Genomic DNA, 21,928 nt, shown 5'->3' with positions numbered 1-21,928 from the left:
GGGGGAGACGGTACTGCGGGGCGGGGGGCGGTGGTCATCCTGCGGTTCTCCCGTCGGCCTCAGGACGCTCCCATGACGTCCTCGATGGCCTCACTGTAAGGCGCACAGTCACCGGCTCCGTGGACCAGCGTCGCCAACGCGCCCGCCGCGCAGGCGCGGGCCAGCGCATGCTCCACACCCTCGGGCCAGCTGGCTGCCAACACGCCGGCGAACACGTCGCCCGCACCTGTGGTGTCCACGGCTTCGACCGCGGGCGAGGCGATGTCGAGGCGCTGCTGGCCGACGTATCTGGCTCCTTGGGAGCCTCGCGTGATGACCAGATGGGGCACCGGCCGGTCGGTCCACGGCGCTGCCTCGTCCTCGTTGACGACGACGACGTCGAACAGCTGTGCCAGTTCAGTGGGGTCGTGCGGCGCGGGCGAGGCGTTGAGGATGGACACCGCTCCCGAGGACCGCGCGATTCGTGCCGCGGCGACGGCGGTGTCCAGCGGTATCTCCAGCGATACGAGCACCACCTCGCTGTCGGCGACCACCGCTTGAGTGACCGGGGAGCTCAAGCTCAAATGCCCGTTGGCGCCCGGCGCCACCACGATGCAGTTCTCGGCCTGCGCGTCGACGAGTATCGCCGCGGATCCGCTGGGACCAGGAATCGTGGCGATCCCCTTCAAACCGACGCCGTTGGCTTGCAGATGTCCGCGCAACTGTGCGGCCGCACCGTCAGTACCCAGAGCCGCCACGAGTTCGACGGTCGCGCCGGCGCGGGCGGCTGCCACCGCCTGGTTGCCGCCCTTGCCGCCGGGCGACGGCAGCAGAGAGGACGCGAGCACGGTCTCACCGGGCCGCGGCAGCGCGTCCACGGTGAACGTGAGATCGGCATTGACACTGCCCACCACGCAGAGGCGCGTTGCCATAAGCCTTCAACCTAGTGGGTGGCGCGAGGAGCGCTTGAGCGAGGAGCAGACAGCGGCGCTAGACACGTGTCGAACGAATCGACCGTGTTCGATACGCTGGCCGGATGAGTGTCCAGGCCCCGTCCGTCCCTGACTTGCGCGAACAGGTCCACGACGCCGCACGCCGTGCGCGCGCGGCCGCCCGCACCCTGGCCACCCTGAGCACCGACTCCAAGAATCGTGCGCTGCGCACCGCCGCCGACCACATCCTGATGAACACCCGCGCCGTCCTGGAAGCCAACGCGGCCGACCTCGACGTCGCCCGCGCCGCGGGAACCCCCGCGGCGATGCTCGACCGCCTCGCGCTGAACCCGACCCGGGTCGAGGGCATTGCAGACGGCCTGCGACAGGTGGCCGGGCTTCCCGACCCCATCGGCGAGGTGCTGCGGGGTCGCACTCTGCCCAACGGGCTGCAGCTGCGCCAGCAGCGTGTACCGCTGGGTGTGATCGGCATCGTCTACGAGGGCCGGCCCAACGTCACCGTCGACGCCTTCGGGCTGACGCTCAAGTCGGGCAATGCCGTTCTGCTGCGCGGAAGTTCATCTGCCGCGAACTCGAACGCCGCACTGGTCAATGCCCTGCGCGCCGCGCTGGCCACCGAGGGGCTCGACGTCGATGCGGTTCAGTTACTCCCCAGCGAGGACCGGTCCAGCGTCACTCATCTGATCCAGGCGCGCGGGCTCGTCGACGTGGTGATTCCGCGCGGGGGCGCCGGTCTGATCGACGCCGTCGTGCGCGATGCGCAGGTGCCGACCATCGAGACGGGTGTCGGCAATTGTCATGTCTACGTTCATGAGTCAGCTGACCTCGACATGGCCGAGAGCATCCTGCTCAACGCGAAGACGCGCCGACCCAGCGTCTGCAACGCCGCCGAGTCGCTGCTGATCGACGCCGCCATCGCCGACGTCGCGGTGCCCAGATTGGCCGGCGCTCTGCAGGCGGCGGGGGTGACCGTGCACACCGATCCGTCGGAGGACGAGCTGCGTGCCGAGTTCCTGTCGATGGACATCGCACTCGCGGTCGTCGACGGCATCGACGCCGCGATCGCTCACATCAACGAGTACGGCACGGGCCACACCGAAGCCATCGTGACGACGAACCACGCTGCCGCGCAACGTTTCACCGAGCGGGTGGACGCCGCCGCGGTGATGGTGAACGCGTCCACCGCGTTTACCGACGGCGAGCAGTTCGGCTTCGGCGCCGAGATTGGGATCTCCACCCAGAAGCTGCATGCCCGAGGCCCCATGGGTCTCCCGGAACTGACATCGACCAAGTGGATCGTGTGGGGCGACGGCCACACCCGACCGGCCTGAGCCCGAGGAGAAATCTTGACCGTTCCCGCACCCACGGAGCCGTTGTTCGCCGACATCGACGATGTCGCGCGCCGGTTGGCCGAGACCGGATATCTGCCAGACACCGCCACCGCGACCGCGGTGTTCCTGGCTGACCGGCTGGGCAAGCCGCTGCTGGTGGAGGGGCCCGCGGGTGTCGGCAAGACCGAGTTGGCCCGCGCCATCGCGCAATCGACCGGCTCGGGACTGGTCCGGTTGCAGTGCTATGAGGGAGTCGACGAGGCCCGCGCGCTGTACGAGTGGAATCACGCCAAGCAGATCCTGCGGATCCAGGCCGGGCACGGCGACTGGGACCAGACGAGAGACGACGTCTTCTCCGAGGAGTTCTTGCTGACCCGCCCGTTGCTCACCGCGATCCGGCGCACAGATCCCACCGTGTTGCTGATCGACGAAACCGACAAGGCCGACATCGAGATCGAGGGCCTGCTGCTGGAGGTCCTCAGCGATTTCGCGGTGACGGTGCCCGAGCTGGGCACGATCACCGCGGAGCGCAGACCGCTGGTGGTGCTGACGTCCAACGCGACACGTGAGCTTTCCGAGGCCCTCAAGCGTCGATGCCTGTTCCTGCACATCGACTTCCCCGACGCCGACCTTGAGCGGCGCATCCTGCTCTCGCGGGTCCCCGAGTTGCCCGAGCGGCTCGCCGAGGAGTTGGTGCGCATCATCGGCGTGATGCGCGGGATGGCGTTGAAGAAGCTGCCGTCGGTCGCCGAGACCATCGACTGGGGCCGCACGCTGCTGGCGCTGGGCATGGACACCATCGACGACGAAGTGATCGCGGCGACGCTGGGCGTGGTTCTCAAGCACCAGTCCGACCAGATCAAGGCCGCCGGGGAGCTGAGGCTCAACTGATGCCGCCCCGACGTACCCGCCCGCAACAGCCGCTGGCCCCACACGGAATCCCCGGCCACCTGGTCGAATTCGTGGAAGCGCTGCGCGGGCAGGGGATCTCGGTGGGTCCGTCGGAGACGGTTGACGCCGGCCAGGTGATGGCCACGCTAGGCCTGGCCGATCGCCGAGTGCTCCGTGAAGGTTTGGCATGTGCGGTGTTGCGCCGACCCGATCATCGCGAGACGTACGACGCACTGTTCGACCTGTACTTTCCTGCCGCACTCGGCGCGAAGACGGTGCTCGAGGATGATGACGACGACGAGGGTCTGCCGCCAGAGGACATCGAGGCGCTGCGCAGCGCCCTGGTGCAGATGCTGACCGAGAACCAGGAATTCGCGAACATCGACGAGCGCCTGGCGGCGATGATCGCCCAGATCGTCGAGGCGTACGGCAGATACAACTCCAGCCGGGGTCCGTCGTACTCGTCGTATCAGGCGCTGAAGGCGATGAGCCTCGACGATCTGGAGGGTAGGTTGCTGGCCGGCCTGCTCGCCCCGTACGGCGACGAGCCCACCCCCACGCAGGAGCAGATCGCCAAAGCCCTTGCTGCTCAGAGGATCGCGCAATTGCGCAAGATGGTCGAGGGGGAGACCAAGCGGCGCACCGCCGAGCAGCTGGGCCGTGACCACGTCCAGATGTACGGAGTGCCGCAGCTCGCCGAGAACGTCGAGTTCCTTCGCGCCTCGGGCGAGCAGCTGCGTCAGATGCGCCGTGTGGTCGGTCCGCTGGCCCGGATGCTGGCCACGCGGCTGGCTGCGCGTCGTCGCCGTTCCCGATCAGGAGAGATCGACCTGCGCAAGACGCTGCGAAAGTCGATGTCCACCGGCGGAGTGCCGATCGACGTGGTGCTCAAAAAGCCGCATCCGGCCAGGCCGGAGCTCGTGGTGCTGTGCGATGTCTCGGGGTCGGTCGCCGGATTCAGCCATTTCACTCTGCTCCTGGTCCACGCCTTGCGCCAGCAGTTCTCCCGGGTGCGTGTCTTCGCGTTCATCGACACCACCGATGAGGTCACCGAGTTGTTCGGCCCGGACGCCGATCTCGCCGTCGCGGTGCAGCGCATCACCCGCGAAGCGGCCGTCTACACCCGGGACGGGCACTCCGACTACGGCCACGCGTTTGTGTCGTTCCTCGACAAGTTCCCGAATGTGCTGTCGCCGCGCAGCTCACTGCTGGTCCTCGGAGACGGCCGCAACAATTACCGCAACCCCGAGACAGATCTCCTCGCGCACATGGTCAACGCGAGCAGGCACGCGCACTGGCTCAATCCTGAGCCCAGGCATCTGTGGGGCAGCGGTGACTCGGCGGTTCCGCGCTACGAGGACGTGATCACCATGCACGAGTGCCGTTCCGCCAAGCAGCTCGCCACGGTGATCGACGCGCTGCTGCCCGTCTAGGTGCCGGACACAGCCGCTGCGGGGTCCATGGGTGATTTGTAGCGATTCGCTACGGCGCGCGCGTTTGGGCGGCAGTCTGCAGGTGAACACCCGAGGTGCGTGATTGCAGCCCGAGAAAGGAAACCACGATGGCACTTGACGATGACGACATGACCACAGCAGGTGGCGGCGGAGAAGGTACCGCCGACGGCGGCTCGAACCCCGAGGGTCACGACGGCGGCGCCGACGGAACCGCCTCTGAGAATTCCGGTGAGGGAACGGCCGATGGCGGCTCGAACCCCGAGGGTCACGACGGCGGTGCCGACGGAACTGCCTGAGGCCGGCATGCTCGGCCGATGTGTGTCGACTGAGCCCGGTGTGTTCGCCGCCGAATACTGGGGCTGTAAGCCCCTGCTCAGTCGCCACACCGCGCTACCCCGCGACTTCAGCGATCTCCTGTCACCGAGTGCGGTTGACGGGCTGATCTCTGAGCGCGGGGTGCGCGCTCCCTTCATCAGGATGGCCAAGACAGGGAACGTGCTGGCCCGCAGCTGCTATACCGGGCCCGCCGGGTTCGGCGCCGAGATGCCTGATCAGGTCGATTCGGCGAAGGTCTTGGCTGAGTTCGCCGCCGGTGCAACGATCGTCCTGCAGGGACTGCACCGGTTGTGGCCTCCGCTGATCGACTTCGTGCGGGGCCTCACCGACGACCTCGGTCATCCCGTGCAGGCCAACGCCTACATCACCCCGCCGGACGCCCAAGGGTTCGAGCCCCATTACGACGTCCATGACGTGTTCGTCCTTCAGGTCGCGGGCGAGAAGCGCTGGACGGTGCACGACCCGGTGCACCAGCACCCGCTGGACTCGCAGCCGTGGACCGAACACCGCGACGCCATCACCGCACGCATCCGCGACGCCCCCGCCATCGATACCGTCCTGCAAGCGGGCGACGCGCTGTATCTACCCCGTGGCTGGGTGCACTCCGCCCGCTCGCTGGACACCACCTCGATCCACATGACGATCGGCGTATCGGCGCTGACGTACCTCGACGTGGTGCGCGCGGTCGTCGACACACTCACCGCCGACGAAGAGTTCAGAAAGTCTCTGCCCCTGGGCATCGATGCCGCCGATCGTGACGAAATGGCCTCGACGGCAAGCAAAGTCATGGCACAACTGGCCGATACCGTACGTGATCGGGTTGCCGATCTCAGCGATAAGGCCGCCGCCCACCTGTCCGATCGCCACGCCGAGCGGACCAGGCCCGTCGCCGTCAGGCCTCTGGCCACTCTCGACGCGATGGCTGCCGCCGGCTCGCTGCCGGTGCGCTGGCGCCACGGGCTGATTGGCACGCTCGAGCACCTCGGCGAGCAGGTTCACCTGCGGCTGCCGGACCGGGCCATCACGTTCCCGAAGTCGTGCGCCACGCCACTCGAGGCGCTGCAACGCGGGCTCGTCGCGGACGCCGAGTCACTGCCGGGACTCGACCACGCCGACTCAGAAGTCCTCATTCGCCGCTTGTTACGCGAAGCCGTGGTGGTGTCCGCGGGGGACGGGACGGCACAAGGTTGAGCCCCAAACGCACGCCGTGCAGCGATCAGTCGTTGGCGCGCAACGACCCCATTTACGGCACGGCCGGTGCGGGACGGTCCTGGGCGATGCTCGAACTGTCCGGCGGTTGGGGTCACTCGGCGTTCCTCGACTCGCCCTCCATCATTTCCCGCGACCTCGGACGCAGCATCTGCCGTCGCATCGAAACCGCCGGCCTGCGGGTCACCGCGATACGTCGGCCGGGGCGCCGGCAGGAGAAGCTTCGCTGGCGATGGTTCATCGCGAACTGCGAGGAGGGTAGCGAGGCGCTCTACGGCGGAGAGGTCGACGACGCCCGCGGATATCTGGACATCGCGCTGGACGGCTCGGACGGCGAACCGGTCGACGGCCCGCTGGTCGCGGTCTGCGCACACGGCAGGCACGACCAGTGCTGCGCCGTACGCGGACGGAGCGCGGCATCGGCCATCGCGGCCCGCTACCCCAAATTCACCTGGGAATGCTCACATCTGGGCGGCGACCGTTTCGCGGCCACCATGCTGATCCTGCCCGAGGGCCTGTGCTACGGACGCGTCGACTCGACCGACTCCGCCGGTCTGGTGGCTAAATACCTCGACGGTCGGCTGGACCACAGGTACTTGCGCGGACGGACATGCCTACCCCACCCGGTGCAGGCCGCCCAGTATTTCGTGCGCGAATCTCTGGGCGATGACCGAATCCACGCGCTGTCACCGCTGAAGGTCGAGCACGGGCAGCACGACATCCACGTGCAGCTCCGCACCGATTCGGGCTCTGTCGATGTCGTCCTCGCGGAGAGGATGTCGGAGCCGCTGCTGTCGATGTGCCGCTCGACGGTTGCAGGCCCGGTGCGAACGTTCGAATTGGTGTCGATCTCGTCAGACTAAGGAGGCTCTTCGGATGGCAGACATCATCGATTTGGTTTACGCCGACCACGACTGGATTCGTCGGCAATTCTTCCTATTGGACAACGCAAAGTCTGATGCCGAACTCGCCGCGATCTGGGATGCCCTCGGCGACCGCCTCGACGTCCACGCCGAAGCCGAGGAGGCGGTGTTCTACCCGGCGCTGCTGAAGCACGGCGGCAGTGAGGACCGCGGCAATCCCGAGGGTGACCCGGAAGACGAAACCGAGGACGCCATCACCGACCACAACGCGATCCGCGACGCGATCCGCCGTTCCCGCGAACACAAGCCGGGCACCAAGGAGTGGTTCGACGCCGTCTTCGAAGCCCGCAAGGAGAACGGCGAACACCTCGACGAGGAAGAGCGCGAGGCGATGCCGGACTTCATCAAGAGCGCCTCACTGGAACTCCGGCATGAACTGGCGATGCAGTGGCTTCGGTTCTATGCCGAGCGGGAGACGACGATCAACGTCGACAACCGGGATAAGGACGCGGACGACTACATCGCCGAGCACTCCTGAGAGCCTCAGCCGTCGTCATCCATGGCGGCGCGCAGAAACGGCAATATCCAACCCGATATCGGCCACACCGCGGCCAGGGCTAACGCGCAGGCCCCGGCGACGACCCCGGCGATCGCGCGGTGCCTGCGGCGACTCGGGTCTGAGAACGCGCCGCTGCGTAGCAGCAGGAACGTCGTGGTGATCCAGCCCGCCAGGTAGAGGGCACCGAGCGCATATCTCATATGTCACCGTTGTACCCCTCGTGGGGCGCGCGCGAGATCCCGGCCCAAAACTACGTGCATCACCCCCGTCCCGGTCGCTTCGCAGTGCGTGGTGCGAACCTGAGTATTTCCTGTCAGAAATGCTGGGCATTTCCTGGGAGTCAGCAAATCAAATTGACGCCATTTTCCGAGGTGATCAGCAGGCAATTCCCAGGGATTATCCAGCTTTCGGACAGATCGATCCGACGTCACTGATTACTCGAAATGTCCTTATTGACAGCTGATTTGGACTTCATCAGGGCAATGGAGCCGTGAAAAAGCGGCGTCATGGCGAGGCCGCGTTCGACGCGCGAGTAGCGCCGTTCACTGCTAATCTAGCAATGCCCGAAAATCCATTACTCGGACACTTGTGTCCTTCTGATCGAAGGGGAAGCCATGGCTAAGCACGCCAAAGCACCCGCCCGCAGCGGGACGAAGCTGGGCGCAGTCGGCCTCGGTTCGTTCGTGATGGCAGCAGCTTTCTCGGGACTGGGCGCGGGTACCGCCAACGCCGACATCCAGGAGATCGCTCCCAGCCCGCAGGTGACGAGCAGGCAGGCCTCTCAGAACGCGGTGATCCGGATCAACGACTTCGGTGTGGCCCGTGGCATCTCGGAGGCGCGCCTCGGGGATGCCGGCGAGGTTTCCGCCACCGGCAGCAGTTCGACCGAGGTGCGCGACACCAGCAAGGCGGTCGTCGGCACCAAGGCCTCACCCTTTGAGGGGGAGTATCCGGTCGGCCCGCCGATCGGCGACTTCTGATCCGGTAGCCAGACTCAACGTTCAACCCGCTTCGCGACGCTGGTTCGGCCGAAGCGGGTTGAACCGTGCTCAGCTCGCGCTGCTCGTCACAGCAGCGTGAGCGTGACAGTTCCGCCCTTCGGGTCGGCGCCCGCGACCAACGACCATGGGGCGCGGTAGATCCGCCCCGGCGCGGCAGGCCAGGGCGTGCGCTTGGTGGCGAGGACCCTGCCATCCTGTACGGCGCGAAGCTTGGGGAACCGGCGGTATTCGTCGGTCCAGAGCAATAGGTCGCCACGCGCGGGCGCCGCGCCGTCGGGGGAAAGCAGTTGCGGTGTCACCCATCGCAGCGGCGCCTCGACGCGCATCGGCGCACCCTGCGTGCTGGCGGGGAGTTGGTCTCCGTGGCGCAGCCAGGCCTTCACCCCGGCTGCGACGTGGCGACCGTCGAGCGCCGCCGCGTCAGCAGTGTCCACCGGGTGCAGCAGGTTGCCGACCGCGAATACCCCCGGACGGCTCGTTCGCAGCGCGGTGTCCACGACTGGCCCGCGGGTGGCGTGATGCATCTGCAGGCCTGCGGTCCGGGACAGCTCGTGGTCGGGTATCCAGTCCCCGGTGAAAACGACGGTGTCACAGGAAATCTCGCGGCGCCGACCGGAACCGATCTCTTCGACGGTCACGGACTGCACCCGATGCTTACCGTGAATGCCGACCAGCCGGCTGCGGGTCATCACAGGCCCGCCCAGCAGCAGGCGGCCCGCCGCGCGAAATGCCGCATACGCCTCGGCGCGGGGATAGCTGCTGACCATGGCCACCGTCGCGCATCCGGCTTCGCGCAGGGTGAGCACCGCTGACCAGCTGACCAACTCGGCCCCCACGATCACCGCACGGTTGCCCACCTCCGCGTGGTGCAGGTGCACCAGGTTCTGCAACTGGCCCGTGGTGTAGACGCCCTCCGGTCGGTCACCGGGGACGAGCCGTGCCGGACGCGGCCGCTCCCTGGCGCCGGTGGCCAATACGACGGCATCAGCGGTCACGGTGCGGACCCCGCGAGGTGACGTCACCTGGATGGCGCGTTCCCCCGACCAACCGGTCACCATCGCCTCGGTCTCAAGCGTCGCGCCTGCGGCGACCGCCGATTCCGTGAGTCGACGCGCATATGCCGGTCCCGAGATGAAGCGGTGCAGGTCGCGCATCCCGTAGCCGGGATGGTCGCTGTGTCGGGGAATGCCGCCGGTCTGGGATTCACGCTCCAGGACGAGGACTTCACCGGAGACGTGTGGCGCCAACGCCGCCGCGGCGGTCAGACCGGACGGTCCGCCGCCGACGATGGCCACCGCAACATCGCTCATGCCCTCACCCCGGCCTGTAGCAGAGCCTGGGTGTGAGCCCCGCAGTAGAACCCCTGGCATCGTCCGTTCATCACGCGGGTGCGCCGCCGGAGCCCGTCCAGGTCGGCGGGCGGTATCGGGGAGTCGAAGGTGTCACGAATCTCGCCCGCGCTGACGCGCTCACAGAAGCAGACGATGCGGCCGTACTCGGGATCGGCGTCGATGCGCTTCGAATCCTGATACGGGCGGAGCCCGGCCTCGCCGAGATTGGGCATCGTTGGAGGCGCGGGCAGGTCCTCACGTTCGGTCACGTCGACTCCGGCGTCGGAAAGAAGTCCGGTGACGTATTCGGCGATCGCCATGCCCGAAGTCAGCCCGGTGGAACGGATCCCGCCCACGAGGACGTAGCGCTGCTCGAAATCGAGGTCGATCAGGTAGTCGTCGTGCTCGGTGGAGGCGCGCAGCCCCGCGTAACTCGCCGTGATCTCCTCGTCGAACAGGGTGGGCATCAGAGCGCGGCCCTTCGACACGAGGAACTCGAAGCCGTCCTCGGACGTGCCTGTGGCCGTGCGGTCTTCGAGGTTCTCCGATGTCGGGCCGACCATGACATTGCCGTAGATGGTCGGGCTGACCAGCACTCCTTTCCCGCGGGACGACGGTACGGCCAGCACGATCAGCGGCGCCATCGGCCGGGCGAGCTTGTCGAACACCAGCAGCTCGCCACGGCGCGGAATCACGGTGAAGCGTCGGTATCCGAACTCCTGGTCAAGGTGGTCGGCGCCCAGGCCTGCGGCGTTGATGATCCAGCGGCCCTGCAGATCACCTGCGGTGGTGTGCAATGTGGTCACGTCGGGCCCCACAGCGACGCTTGTCACGCGGGTGCCGCGCAGCAGCTCTATGCCGCGCGCGAGGGCGTCGGTGGCCAACGCCAGGTTCGTGGTCCACGTGCAGATGATCGATTCTCCGGGCACCGTCAAGCCGCCCAGTGCGCCCGGCCCCAGATCGGGCACGCGGCGATAGACCTCGTCGGACGTCACGATGGTGCATGCGTGATATCCGTTGGCTTCGGCCTTCTCCTTGAGTCGCGGCAGCGCGTCGGCCTCCTCTTCGGTCCACGCGACGAGCATGGCGCCCGTGTGCTCGACGGGAATGCCGGTCTGTGAGGCATACTCGCTGAGCATGCGATAACCGCGGGCAACCAGCCGCGACTCAAGTGTGCCCGGAGTCGAGTCGAATCCGGTGTGCAGCAACGCGGTATTGGCTTTGCTGGTCCCGTCGCCGACATCAATTCGGGCCTCCACCAGCGTGACCGAGAGTTCGGTTCCGGCCAGTGCCCTCGCGATCGCACAGCCGACGATTCCGCCGCCGATCACGATGACATCCGATATCACGCTGAAACCTCCTGCGCCACAGTGTCGTCCGCTACGCGCCGCCAGCGGTCAAGGAATTCGGCGGCCCGATCGGCCGACCATCGGGGTTCATAGGTGTGCTGCGGGTACCACGTCCCCACCGCGTCGCACGGAGCGGTCCCAGGTTCGAGCGCCAGTCGGGCGCACGCCGCTGCGCCGAGCGCGGTGGCGTGCATCGACGGATAGACGTCGACGGGGATCTGCGCCAGATCGGCCTGGGCCTGCATCAGCGAAGCCGAGCGCGTCAGGCCGCCGTCCACCCGCAATCGCGTCAACGGGCTGCCCAGGTCGGCGGCGACGAGATCGGTCAGCGCGGTGACTTGAGCCGCGATGCCCTCGATGAGCGCTCTGACCAGGTTGCCCCGTCCACTGGACAGCGTCATTCCGGTGAACGACGCCGTCGCTCCGGAATCCCACCACGGCGCCGCGAGCCCGGCGAGTGCGGGAACGCAGATCACACCCTCGCTGGATTCGGCTGCGGCAGTGTCGATCTGGTCTGCGGAGGGGACCAGGCCGAGATCGACGGCCCATCGGACCGCCGAGGCGGCCGTGTAGACCTGACCGTCGATGCAGTACGACGTCTCGTCGCGCAGGCGCCAGGCCACCGACGTGGTCAGACCCGATGTCGATCGCACCGGGTCCCCACCCAGCTGTGCCAGCAGGAAGGCGCCCGTGCCGTAGGTGCACTTCGCCGACCCTGCCGTCAGGCAACTTTCGGCGAGCAACGCGGCCTGTTGGTCGACGATCAGCCCGGCAACCGGCAGTGAAGGGCCGAAAACATCAGTGGTACCGACAATCTCGTCACTGCCAACGATGTCGGGCAGCGCTTCGTCGCGGAGTCCGAACAATGCCAACAGCTGGTCGTCCCAGGCCACGGTGTCGAGCGCAGCGATCAGAGATCGGCTGGCCGTCGATGCATCGGTGACGAACGCGCCGCACATTCGGTGCACGAGCCACGTGTCCGTTGTGGTCACCACTCCGTCGCGAGTCAGATTGGCGCGAAGCCACGCCATCTTCGGAGCGGAGAAATAGGGGTCGAGCACCAGACCGGTGCGCCGCGCCACATCCTCGGCATGCTCGGCGAGCCCGCCGCAGACCGACTCAGCTCGCCGGTCCTGCCAGACGATCGCGGGTGAAAGGGGCTCGCCGGTTGTCCGGTCCCACGCCAGGACGGTTTCGCCCTGATTGGCGAGCGCCACCGCGGCCACCGGAACTGCGGCCTGCGCGAGCGCCTGCCGGCCGGCCGTGACGACGGACTCGAACATCGCCTCGGGGTCCTGCTCGACTCCACCGCCGGCCAGATAGTCGGGCCGCAGGGCGACTTCGGCGGTCGCGACGACCTGTCCCTCGGCGTCGACCACTACAGCCTTGGTGCCCGAGGTGCCCTGGTCGACGGCCAGGATGTACTGCATCGGTAGTCCCGTCATTCCCTGAGTTCAGCGTCGATCGAATGCATGTCCGGCATCGACAGCCCCTGCTTGCCCCGTCTGACGAGTAGGTATGCCAGGTAAGCCGCGCCGATCGCGACCATCACGAGGACGTAGAGCCACGCTTGCTTGAATGCGGCGTCCCGGAACAACGCCAACTCGAAGGCGAGCCAGATGACCGCGATCGCGAGAACCGGGATCTCCCATGCTCCGAGATCGAACTTGCTCGAGACCGGCAGCGTCTTGCGTTTGACCAAATAGAGCACCACGGTCGAGGCGTACATGACCGCAGGGAGCAATGTCGCCGCACCGAAGAGGGTGAACAGCGCGGTTTCGGAGTGGGCGAACACCGCCAGGATGAGCTGGGCCAGGACGAAGTACAGCAGCGTGGCCTTGAGCGGGGTGTGGAACTTCGGCGAGATCTGATTCCATTGCTGCCATCCTGGAAAGCGCTGGTCGCGCGACATCGCCCACGTCACGCGCACGCCGGTGATCATGATGACGAGACCGCAGGCGAAGATCGCAAGGACCACCATCAGCAGCAGGAGAGTGCCGACCGCCGACCCCAGGGTCCTGTTGATGACGTCGGCGATGGGCGTCCCCGACTCGGCGAGCACCACCGGGTCACCAGCAGCCAGCGTCACGGCGACGATGAACAGGAAGCCCAACACGCCCGAGGCGAGCACGGCCTGCCACATCGCGCGCGGCACCACACGTTCGGGGTCGTGCGTCTCCTCGGCGAGATTCGCCGCGGATTCGAAGCCGACGATCGTGAACGCGCCGAGCAGGAAGCCGAGCATCCACGGGCCGGCGGAGGTGAGGTCACCGAAGCTCCAGTACCCCTCACTCGGGATCGCCCCGGTGCTGAAGAGATTCGATAAGTCCATGTCACCGCGAAGGGCCGCTACCACCAGAAGCAGCACCGTCAGGGCGGCCATGCCGATGAGCTCCAGTGTCACCAGGCTGTTGTTGACCCGCTCGGCCCACGGTGTGGAGAACGCGACCAGAAGCGCCTGGCCGGTGAGCACGGCCGCGGTCATGATCCAGGCGATGGTTGCTGTGCTCTCGTAGTTCAGCAGGACGGGCAGGATCGTCGAGGCGATCGTGTAGTCAACGGCGACCACCACGATCGCCAGGAACGTGAACGAGATCCACCCGATGATCCAGCCGAGGATCGGGTTGGCCAGGCGAGACATCCACTGGTAGTGGTACCCGGTGACCGGGATTCGCGCCGCGAGTGCGCCGAGCACGAACGCAACGGCGAGCTGGCCGACGACGGCGATCGGCCATGTCCAGATCCCGGCCGGTCCGGAGCTGTTGAGCACCGCACCGTAGGTGGTGAAAATGCCCGTCGCGATCGAGACGAACGCGAAAGCAACGGCGAACGATGCGAACTTCCCCGTTCGTCGCTCCAGCGACTGGGTGTAACCGAACTGGGCCAATTCAGCGGAATCGCTGCGCGATGACTGGTCGGACATGTTCAACTCTCCGTCTCAACGATGGTATAGACCATGTGGTTGAACCAAAGTATCGGACAGCGGTGAGCGCGGGTCAACGAAATCACGAAGTGTTTACACAGCCCATGTGATAACTGAAGTCGACTTACGTCGCTACGCTGCAGGGATGCCCTCGGGGACGCCCCTCTACATGACGATCGCCGCCGACCTCCGCGGCCGCATCGAGACCGAACAGATGGGGCCGCACACCCTGCTGCCGTCCGAGCGCGAGCTGGCCGAGCAGCACAAGGTAAGCCGCATGACCGCGCGTCAGGCGCTATCGCTTCTGGAGAGTGAAGGCGTCGTCTACCGCAAGCCGCCGCGTGGCACGTTCGTCGCGGAGCCGCGGGTGCGGTTCCACATCGGCAGCTTCTCGGAGGAGGTCGCAAGGATGGGGCGCCGGCCCGCCGCGCAGCTGCTGTGGGCCGAGCATCAGATCGCCAATCCCGCGGTCCGTCGCGCCCTCGACCTGGAGGACGGCGCCGCTGTCCACGTGTTCCACCGGCTGCGCAGCGTCGATGACGTGCCCTTCGCGCTGGAGACCACATTCCTGCCCGCCGCGCTGACCCCGGGAATCCTCGACATGACCGACGACGGTTCGCTGTGGGCCGTGCTGCGCTCCCGCTATGGGATCGAGCTGGCGCGGTCGACTGCCGTGCTCGAATCGATCGTGCTCGATGATGCGTCGAGTATGCAGTTGGGTGTGCGTGCCGGGTCTGCGGGGACTTTGCTCACCCGCAACACGGTGGACAACACGGGGCGGTGCGTCGAGTACGCCCGTGACGTTTACCGCGCCGATCGCGCGGCGTTCGAGGTGTCCGAGGTTCTGCCGTCCCCACGGCTCTCCGGCGTCTGAGTCGGCCTGAGGCCTTCGTGGCACTCCCGTAAGCTCGCTATTTGTGCAAGAAGGCGGGCCACGTCGCAGGAGGCTAGGTGTGATGGGTGGGACGTTCGATCCCATCCACAACGGGCACCTCGTCGCCGCCAGTGAGGTCGCCGCTCTGTTCGATCTCGACGAAGTCGTGTTCGTCCCCACCGGCCAACCGTGGCAGAAGCGCAGCCGCGCCGTCACCGCCGCCGAGGACCGGTACCTCATGACGGTGATCGCGACCGCCTCCAATCCGCGGTTCTCGGTCAGCCGGGTCGACATCGACCGCGGCGGGGCGACCTACACCAAGGACACGTTGCGCGACCTGCACAACCAGAATCCGGACGCGGACCTGTACTTCATCACCGGCGCCGACGCTCTTGCCTCGATCTTGTCGTGGCAGAACTGGGAGCAGATGTTCGCAATCGCCCGGTTCGTCGGTGTCAGCAGGCCCGGGTACGAACTCGACGGCAAGCACATCTCCGCCGCGATGGCCGAGTTGCCCGCCGACGCGCTGCACCTCGTCGAAGTGCCCGCCCTGGCGATCTCATCGACCGACTGCCGGATCCGTGCCGAACAATCGCGACCGATCTGGTACCTGGTGCCCGACGGAGTCGTGCAGTACGTCGCAAAACGAAACCTCTACAGCAAGACCCCCGCAGGTGAAGGAGACCGTCCCTGACCGCCACAGCAGAAGCTATCGACATGGCCACCGTTGCCGCGCGCGCGGCGGCGGCCAAACTGGCCGAGGACATCGTCGTCATCGACGTCTCCGACCAACTCGTCATCACCGACTGCTTCGTCATCGCGTCGGGAAACAACGACAGGCAGGTCAATGCGATCGTCGACGAGGTAGAGGAGAAAATGCGACGCGCCGGCTACAAACCCGCGCGCCGCGAGGGCACCCGCGAGGGCCGGTGGACCCTGCTCGACTACGTCGACATCGTCGTGCACATCCAACATCAGGATGAGCGCAATTTCTATGCGCTGGACAGGCTTTGGCGCGACTGCCCGACGATCCCGGTCGATCTCGCAGGCGTTGAAGGCGCTGAGGGCGTCGATGGCGCGGAGGCACCGGAATGACGATTCGACGTCTGGTCATGCTGCGGCACGGACAGACCGAGTACAACGCGGGCAGCCGTATGCAGGGCCAGCTCGACACCGACCTCAGTGACCTGGGCCGTGAGCAAGCCGTGTCAGCAGCCGAGGTTCTCGCGAAACGCCAACCGCTGCTGATCGTTTCGTCGGATCTGCGTCGCGCCCTCGATACCGCTGTCGCGCTCGGCGACCGGTCCGGTCAGGCAGTCAGCATCGACACCCGGCTGCGTGAAACCCATCTCGGGGACTGGCAGGGGATGACCCACCACGAGGTCGACGCGATGGCGCCGGGCGCCCGGTTGGCCTGGCGTGACGATGCGCGATGGGCCCCGCACGGCGGGGAGAGCCGCGTCGACGTCGCCGAGCGGAGCCTTCCGTTGGTGCGGGAAATCGTTGCCCAGCAAGCAGAGTGGGGCATCGTAAATTCGGACCGGCCGGTCGTTCTCGTGGCGCACGGAGGGCTGATCGCCGCGCTGACCGCGGCGCTACTGGGGCTACCGGTCGACAACTGGCCGGTGCTCGGCGGTATGGGCAACGCGAGCTGGGTGCAGCTGGCCGGGCACACCCGCGCAGACGGCGACCCAGCCGCCTTCGAGGACATCCGGTGGCGTCTCGACGTGTGGAACGCCTCGGCGCAGGTCGCCAACGATGTCCTCTGAGGGGGACTCTGGCCGCAGGACCCTGCTGGTCTTCTGCGACTCGCTGTCATACTACGGGCCGACCGGTGGGCTCCCTGCCGACGACCCGCGTATTTGGCCCAATCTCGTTGCAAGACACCTCGACTGGGATGTCGAGTTGATTGGCCGGATCGGGTGGACCAGCCGGGATGTGTGGTGGGCGGCGACGCAGGACCCACGCTCGTGGGCGGCCTTACCCAGGGCCGGCGCGGTGATATTCGCGACCTCGGGCATGGATTCGCTGCCGTCGCCGCTGCCGACGGCGCTGCGCGAGCTCATCCGCTATGTGCGCCCGCCCAGGGTCCGGCGATGGGCGCGTGACGGATACGGGTGGCTGCAGCCCCGCCTGTCGCCGATCGCTCGCCCCGCGCTGCCTCCGCGCCTGACGGTGGAATATCTCGAAATGACCAGGGCGGCCATCGACTTCAACCGCCCCGGAATCCCCGTCGTTGCGTCCCTGCCGTCGGTGCACATTGCCCCGACGTACGGGATGTCGCACCGGGGCAGGCCGGGAACGGTCAATGCCATCATGCGCTGGGCCGCCGAACACGATGTGCCGCTGGTCGACCTCAAGGCCGCTGTCGGCGAGGAAGTGATGAGCGGCAGGGGAAACCCCGATGGCATTCACTGGAACTTCGAAGCGCACCAGGCCGTCGCCGACCTGATGATCAAGGGACTGGCCGAGGCGGGCGTGCAACTGTCCGCCTCGGGCGGTTAGCGACTATCCATGCCTGTGGTCGTAGTCAGCGACTCGTCGTCGCGCCTGCCTCTCGATGAGCGCAAGCGGCGGGACATCCGCGAGGTGCCGCTGCATGTGCTGATCGACGGGACGGATCTGCGCGACGGAATCGACGAGATCCCGTTCGACATCCACGACCGGCCGAAGGTGACGACGGCCGGTGCCTCGCCCGCCGAGCTCGTCGATACCTACCGTCAAGCTCTCGCCGACAGTAAGGGCGACGGTGTTGTCGCCGTTCATCTTTCGGCGGCGCTGTCGAGTACCTACAGTGCGGCCGCGACTGCAGCGCGAGAATTCGGGGCATCGGTGCGGGTCGTCAACTCGCGCTCGGCGGCCATGGGCGTCGGCTTCATCGCCACGGCCGCGGCTGAATGTGCAGCAGCCGGGGGAGACATCGATGCGGTCGAGGCCGCCGCGCGGTCCGCGAGGACGCGTTCGCACGTGTTTCTTGTCGTGCATCGTCTGGACAACCTGCGCCGCAGCGGGCGGATCCGCACCACGGCGTCGTGGTTGGGAACAGCCCTGTCGCTCAAACCGCTGCTGTGCCTCGACGTCGACGGGCGGCTGGTCCTCGACCAGCGGATCCGAACCGTGAGCAAGGCGCATGCCGCACTCGTGGAGCGTGTCGCAGAGGTGGTAGGCGAGCGGGCTGCCGATGTCGTGGTTCACCACGTCGACAATCACGATGCCGCCGATCAGCTTGGTGCCGCACTGACACAACGACTTCCGCAGCTGTCCTCCCTCACTGTCGCCGACATGGGCCCGGTGCTGTCGGTGCATGTCGGTGGCGGCGCCGTCGGGGTCGCCGTCCAGCTCGCCCCGGAATGACAAAGGGCGCCTCCTCGGAGGCGCCCCTCGCGTATCCGCTCAGCGGACCCCGGCCTGATTGTCCGCTCAGCGGACCCCGGCCTGACTGTCCGCTCAGCGGACCCCGGCCTGACTGTCCGCTCAGCGGACCTTCACGTAGTAGACATACCCCGTGATCGTCTGCTGATAGGTGCGGTCGCTGAAGTCGTCCATGACGGTGCCGCGGATGGGGGCGCCGCGGTTGACGCTGACCACGTTGGCATCGGCCAGGGCGACATCGGACTGTTTCTGGACGATGACGCGGTTGCCGTCGGCTTCGAGCTGGCTGATGGTGGCCTGCGCGTCACCCGTACCGGTGGGGGCGGCCAGCGCGGGGGCTGCCAGCCCGAGCACGGCGGCGGACAGCCCGGCTGCTGCTGCGGTGGTGATACTGAGCTTCTTCATGGTTCTGCTCTCTTCCCTGTTGGGTCAAAAGCCGTGGAGCGAGTCGCGCGGTTTCGACGTTGCTGTGTCGTTCGCCCGATCATTCGAGCGATCTGACCGGTTAAACCCGCAGCTCAAGCCAATAATTCCACTGGCAGAAATTGAACGCCGCGGTGGCAGGATCCCGCCGATAAATCAGACCAAGGACCTCCCTGTGATCGGCGGGAGGTCGGCCAGCGTCACGATCCCCGGCTCCGCGGCGACGACTGCGGACACGGCATTGGTCACCGGCATCGCGGTGTAGATCATGCCCAAGCCCATGAAGCCGGGCTCCGTCCAGTCCTTGGGCGGAAGGCAGTGCACCACGGTGCGCATGTTGGGAACACCGAACACCTGCACAACGTGCCCGTGCTCCAGGGGCTTGGGAGGCGTGACATGGTCGCCCATGATCCAGTTGAAACCGACGCTGACGACGTTGTGGTCACCGACCCACCCGCGGTGATAGCCCATGACGCCGCCGACGGTGCCCTCGGGGATCGTCATGAAGCCCAGATCGCTGTCACCTGTCGCCCGGGTGAAGGTGACGTCGAAGGTCATCCGGTCGAGTTTGGCCCCGATCGCATCGGCCATCATCGCCGCGGATTCGGCGAACACCTCGCTCTCGCGGCGCACACTGTCAGCGAGTCCCGGAGTGTCTGGGTCCTGGGAAAAACCCATGGCTGTCTGGGTCCCCGCAGATTCGTAGGTGGAGCAGTCGACGGACTCGGTGATCCGGATCTCGTCCACCCGCTCGCACGCGCCGGAAAGCACCATGCCGACGAGGTTGCTCATGCCGGGATGGGCGCCGCTGCCGAAGATCGTGGAATTTCCTGCCTGACAAGCTTTCCGGATACGGTCGAGATCTTGCGGTGTCTGCTTGCCGCCGGTGATCCACGCAGCGCTCGAACACACATTGATGCCCGACTCCAGAAGGCGCACCAACTCGTCGACGCAGGGCCACAGCGGGTTGTAGCAACAGGCGTCCGGCTTCAACGCCACCAGCTCTTCGATGTCATTGGTGGCTGTCACCCCGGTCGGTTCGGGCCAGCCCGCCAGGTCGGCGGCATCCACCCCGACCTTGTCGGCACCGTGCGCGAAGACGCCGACGAGTTCCATGTCGTCACGGCCGATGATCGCGTGCAGCGAGCGTCGTCCGATGTTCCCGGTGGTCCACTGGATGACGCGCAGCGGAGCGGCGGTGGTCCTGGATATGGGGGTCATGACAGACAGGGCCCTCTCGTCGAGTGACGTTCAACGTCGCTTCTTCCTTCAACGAGCAAGCTACTGCCTCTAAGGTGACCGCATGAGCGACATGGCACCGGTGGCGGTGGTGACCGGGGCGAGCCGCGGGGCAGGACTGGGCATCGCCACCGCGTTGGCGTCGCTGGGCTGGCGCGTGTACGGCACCGGCCGTTCCGTTCCACAGGCGCCCACGTGGGGCACCGGGATCCGAGTTGATCACAGCGATGACGATGCCGTCGGCCGCGTGTTCGAGCGTGTCGGCGGCGAGACCGGGCGCCTCGATCTGCTCGTCAACAACGCAGCAGTGATCTCCGATCAGCTGGTGAGCCCGAAACCCTTCTGGGAGAAGCCCCGCGACCTCGCCGACGTCCTCGACGTCGGCCTGCGGTCGGCCTACGTCGCGTCGTGGCACGCGGCCCCGCTGCTGACCGCGCAGCCGCGTGCTCTCATCGCCTTCACGTCGTCGCCTGGATCGGTCTGCTACATGCACGGTCCCGCTTATGGGGCGCAGAAGGCCGGCGTCGACAAGATGGCAGCCGACATGGCGGTCGACTTTCGCGGCACCGGAGTCGCCACCGTGGCGGTGTGGCTGGGGATCTTGCTGACAGACAAGCTCCGCTCGGCCTTCGACGACAATCCCGACGCGCTGGAAGCCTTCGCACAGCAGGCAGAGACGCCCGAGTTTGCCGGGCGTGTGATCGACGGGCTGTATCGCGATCCCGACCTCGGCGACATCAGCGGTCACGCGGTGATCGCGGCAGAAGTGGCAGCCCGGTACGGCATCACCGACAACGGGCGGACACCGCCGTCGCACCGGGACATGTTGGGAGCGCCCCGCGTTCCCAGCTCGGTGATCGTGCGCTGACCGCTAGGGGCAGATCAGGCCCCAGAGCCCGTTGGCGCCTGACTGGACCGCCATGCCGGTCAGAACCTCATCCCAGTAGCGCACCGACCCGTACTCGGAGCGCCATGCCAGCGCTGCGCGGGTGAACACGTGTAGTCGATGCTCGCTGGTCGTCCCGATCGCACCGTGCACTTGGTGGGCGTTGCGGACCACCACGGTCGCCGCGTGGCCTGTACACGAACGAGCGGCCGCCACAAGGAATTCCAGCGACGGCGAGGACCAATCCGAAGCTGTCGCGACCGACAGCGCCGACTCCGTCGCACTCCGTGCCAGCGCGGCCTCGGCGGCGATGTCGGCGATCTGATGCTGCACGGCCTGAAACTTGGACAGCGGCCTGCCGAACTGGTGACGCGAGGTCGTATGCTCGATGGATAGTTCGAGCGCACGGTCCAGCGCGGCACACACCTGAATCGACCGCACCAGAGCGGATCTCAATCTCAACTGTGCCAGCAGGTCGCTGCTCACCGCGACGCCGTCCAGCGTGGTCAGATCGGCGGTGACAGTGTCTCTGGGTTCGCCGATCATATTGGCACCGGGCGTGATCGCGAGCGCATCGACGGCGACGTCGGCCACGGCGTAGCCGCCGTCGTGTGGCCAGACGACGACGATCCTTCCGGCGCGTGAGGCCCACGGCACGGCGGTGGCGACGCCGCGCTCGTCGAGCACGCATACCGTCCGCGTCGCCTGGTCGCACGCGACTCCGACCGAATCGAGAAGCCAGCAGGCCAGTAAGTCGTTCTCCGCCAAGGGGATCCGCACACCGTGGCGTACCGCAGCGGACAACAGCTCGGCTGCCTCCATCCATCCGGCACCACTGCCACCGGAATCCTCGGCACCGGTCAGCCGCACCAGGCCGAGCTCGTCGAGCCGGCGCCACACGTCGGCGTCTCGGCCGTGCTCAGCGAACACCGCATCCATCATCTCCGCCAGCGCG

Annotated in this window: 24 protein-coding genes; 15 read left to right on the top strand and 9 right to left on the bottom strand. The window is 66.9% G+C overall.

Annotated elements, in window-relative coordinates; translation table 11 throughout:
- Window positions 1-59: 59 nt before the first annotated feature.
- Window positions 60-911 (bottom strand): ribokinase, encoded by an 852-nt coding sequence (locus AWC12_RS10750; protein ID WP_024449639.1) that lies wholly within the window; start codon window positions 909-911, stop codon window positions 60-62.
- 104 nt (window positions 912-1,015) lie between these two features.
- On the opposite strand from AWC12_RS10750, the gene AWC12_RS10745 reads away from it, so the two are divergent.
- From AWC12_RS10745 to AWC12_RS10715, 7 genes are all read left to right on the top strand, one after another.
- Window positions 1,016-2,263: a glutamate-5-semialdehyde dehydrogenase gene (locus AWC12_RS10745; RefSeq protein ID WP_024449638.1), complete on the top strand. Its 1,248-nt coding sequence runs from the start codon at window positions 1,016-1,018 to the stop codon at window positions 2,261-2,263.
- A 15-nt stretch (window positions 2,264-2,278) separates the two neighbouring features.
- Window positions 2,279-3,154: an AAA family ATPase gene (locus AWC12_RS10740; protein WP_024449637.1), complete on the top strand. Its 876-nt coding sequence runs from the start codon at window positions 2,279-2,281 to the stop codon at window positions 3,152-3,154.
- Window positions 3,154-4,587: a vWA domain-containing protein gene (locus AWC12_RS10735; RefSeq protein ID WP_024449636.1), complete on the top strand. Its 1,434-nt coding sequence runs from the start codon at window positions 3,154-3,156 to the stop codon at window positions 4,585-4,587. Before AWC12_RS10740 ends, AWC12_RS10735 begins: the two co-directional genes overlap by 1 nt.
- Window positions 4,588-4,715: 128 nt before the next feature.
- Entirely contained in the window at window positions 4,716-4,904 is a 189-nt protein-coding gene (locus AWC12_RS10730; protein WP_024449635.1) for a hypothetical protein, read from the top strand.
- A gap of 7 nt (window positions 4,905-4,911) precedes the next feature.
- Window positions 4,912-6,135 carry a cupin domain-containing protein gene (locus tag AWC12_RS10725; RefSeq protein ID WP_024449634.1) on the top strand — a complete coding sequence of 408 codons (1,224 nt, stop codon included), beginning with the start codon at window positions 4,912-4,914 and terminating at the stop codon, window positions 6,133-6,135.
- Complete coding sequence (locus AWC12_RS10720; RefSeq protein WP_085174148.1) at window positions 6,132-7,016, top strand: ferredoxin family protein; 885 nt, start codon at window positions 6,132-6,134, stop codon at window positions 7,014-7,016. The genes AWC12_RS10725 and AWC12_RS10720 overlap by 4 nt, the downstream gene beginning before the upstream one ends.
- Before the next feature lie 13 nt (window positions 7,017-7,029).
- Complete coding sequence (locus AWC12_RS10715) at window positions 7,030-7,554, top strand: hemerythrin domain-containing protein (RefSeq protein WP_085174146.1); 525 nt, start codon at window positions 7,030-7,032, stop codon at window positions 7,552-7,554.
- Between the two features lie 5 nt (window positions 7,555-7,559).
- Here the strand turns inward: AWC12_RS10715 and AWC12_RS10710 are convergent, their stop codons facing one another.
- Entirely contained in the window at window positions 7,560-7,775 is a 216-nt protein-coding gene (locus AWC12_RS10710; RefSeq protein WP_234813938.1) for a hypothetical protein, read from the bottom strand.
- Window positions 7,776-8,189: 414 nt separating this feature from the next.
- Between AWC12_RS10710 and AWC12_RS10705 the strand changes: the two genes are divergently transcribed.
- Window positions 8,190-8,555: a hypothetical protein gene (locus tag AWC12_RS10705; RefSeq protein WP_024449631.1), complete on the top strand. Its 366-nt coding sequence runs from the start codon at window positions 8,190-8,192 to the stop codon at window positions 8,553-8,555.
- A gap of 86 nt (window positions 8,556-8,641) precedes the next feature.
- Here the strand turns inward: AWC12_RS10705 and AWC12_RS10700 are convergent, their stop codons facing one another.
- The 4 genes from AWC12_RS10700 to AWC12_RS10685 are packed head-to-tail and all read right to left on the bottom strand — an operon-like array spanning window position 8,642 to window position 14,179.
- Window positions 8,642-9,886, bottom strand: a complete 1,245-nt coding sequence (locus AWC12_RS10700; protein WP_085174144.1) for an NAD(P)/FAD-dependent oxidoreductase — start codon at window positions 9,884-9,886, stop codon at window positions 8,642-8,644.
- Window positions 9,883-11,256 carry an NAD(P)/FAD-dependent oxidoreductase gene (locus AWC12_RS10695; protein WP_085174142.1) on the bottom strand — a complete coding sequence of 458 codons (1,374 nt, stop codon included), beginning with the start codon at window positions 11,254-11,256 and terminating at the stop codon, window positions 9,883-9,885. The genes AWC12_RS10700 and AWC12_RS10695 overlap by 4 nt, the downstream gene beginning before the upstream one ends.
- Window positions 11,253-12,686, bottom strand: coding sequence for an FGGY family carbohydrate kinase (locus AWC12_RS10690; protein WP_024449628.1), 1,434 nt, complete (start codon window positions 12,684-12,686; stop codon window positions 11,253-11,255). Before AWC12_RS10690 ends, AWC12_RS10695 begins: the two co-directional genes overlap by 4 nt.
- Before the next feature lie 11 nt (window positions 12,687-12,697).
- Window positions 12,698-14,179 (bottom strand): amino acid permease, encoded by a 1,482-nt coding sequence (locus tag AWC12_RS10685; RefSeq protein ID WP_024449627.1) that lies wholly within the window; start codon window positions 14,177-14,179, stop codon window positions 12,698-12,700.
- 145 nt (window positions 14,180-14,324) lie between these two features.
- Here AWC12_RS10685 and AWC12_RS10680 point away from each other — a divergent pair, with 145 nt between their 5' ends.
- From AWC12_RS10680 to AWC12_RS10655, 6 genes are read left to right on the top strand one after another with little or no spacing between them, the layout of a single operon-like run.
- On the top strand, window positions 14,325-15,053 hold the full coding sequence (locus AWC12_RS10680) for a GntR family transcriptional regulator (protein WP_085174140.1): 729 nt from the start codon (window positions 14,325-14,327) through the stop codon (window positions 15,051-15,053).
- A 43-nt stretch (window positions 15,054-15,096) separates the two neighbouring features.
- Entirely contained in the window at window positions 15,097-15,747 is a 651-nt protein-coding gene (nadD, locus tag AWC12_RS10675; RefSeq protein WP_081660186.1) for a nicotinate-nucleotide adenylyltransferase, read from the top strand.
- Entirely contained in the window at window positions 15,744-16,148 is a 405-nt protein-coding gene (rsfS, locus tag AWC12_RS10670; RefSeq protein WP_085174139.1) for a ribosome silencing factor, read from the top strand. The genes nadD and rsfS overlap by 4 nt, the downstream gene beginning before the upstream one ends.
- Window positions 16,145-16,822, top strand: a complete 678-nt coding sequence (gpgP, locus tag AWC12_RS10665; RefSeq protein ID WP_024449623.1) for a glucosyl-3-phosphoglycerate phosphatase — start codon at window positions 16,145-16,147, stop codon at window positions 16,820-16,822. Before rsfS ends, gpgP begins: the two co-directional genes overlap by 4 nt.
- Window positions 16,812-17,558 carry a diglucosylglycerate octanoyltransferase gene (octT, locus tag AWC12_RS10660; protein WP_024449622.1) on the top strand — a complete coding sequence of 249 codons (747 nt, stop codon included), beginning with the start codon at window positions 16,812-16,814 and terminating at the stop codon, window positions 17,556-17,558. Before gpgP ends, octT begins: the two co-directional genes overlap by 11 nt.
- A gap of 9 nt (window positions 17,559-17,567) precedes the next feature.
- A complete protein-coding gene (locus AWC12_RS10655) occupies window positions 17,568-18,407 on the top strand; it encodes a DegV family protein (RefSeq protein WP_024449621.1) in 840 nt (279 codons plus the stop codon).
- A gap of 120 nt (window positions 18,408-18,527) precedes the next feature.
- On the opposite strand, the gene AWC12_RS10650 is transcribed toward AWC12_RS10655, so the two are convergent.
- Window positions 18,528-18,830 carry a hypothetical protein gene (locus AWC12_RS10650; protein WP_024449620.1) on the bottom strand — a complete coding sequence of 101 codons (303 nt, stop codon included), beginning with the start codon at window positions 18,828-18,830 and terminating at the stop codon, window positions 18,528-18,530.
- Between the two features lie 174 nt (window positions 18,831-19,004).
- A complete protein-coding gene (locus tag AWC12_RS10645; protein WP_085174137.1) occupies window positions 19,005-20,069 on the bottom strand; it encodes an NAD(P)H-dependent amine dehydrogenase family protein in 1,065 nt (354 codons plus the stop codon).
- A gap of 82 nt (window positions 20,070-20,151) precedes the next feature.
- Between AWC12_RS10645 and AWC12_RS10640 the strand changes: the two genes are divergently transcribed.
- On the top strand, window positions 20,152-20,955 hold the full coding sequence (locus AWC12_RS10640; protein ID WP_085174135.1) for an SDR family NAD(P)-dependent oxidoreductase: 804 nt from the start codon (window positions 20,152-20,154) through the stop codon (window positions 20,953-20,955).
- A 3-nt stretch (window positions 20,956-20,958) separates the two neighbouring features.
- Here AWC12_RS10640 and AWC12_RS10635 read toward each other — a convergent pair whose 3' ends face one another.
- The gene (locus AWC12_RS10635) at window positions 20,959-21,915 is read right to left on the bottom strand and encodes an acyl-CoA dehydrogenase family protein (RefSeq protein ID WP_085174133.1); all 957 of its coding nucleotides are present in this window, start codon (window positions 21,913-21,915) and stop codon (window positions 20,959-20,961) included.
- Window positions 21,916-21,928 lie beyond the last annotated feature (13 nt).

This window comes from Mycolicibacterium iranicum (genome assembly GCF_002101705.1).
In the GTDB taxonomy this organism is placed as follows: Bacteria; Actinomycetota; Actinomycetes; order Mycobacteriales; family Mycobacteriaceae; genus Mycobacterium; species Mycobacterium iranicum.
The sequence above is the reverse complement of the archived record's forward strand: the minus strand, read 5'-3'. Positions and strand labels throughout refer to the sequence as shown.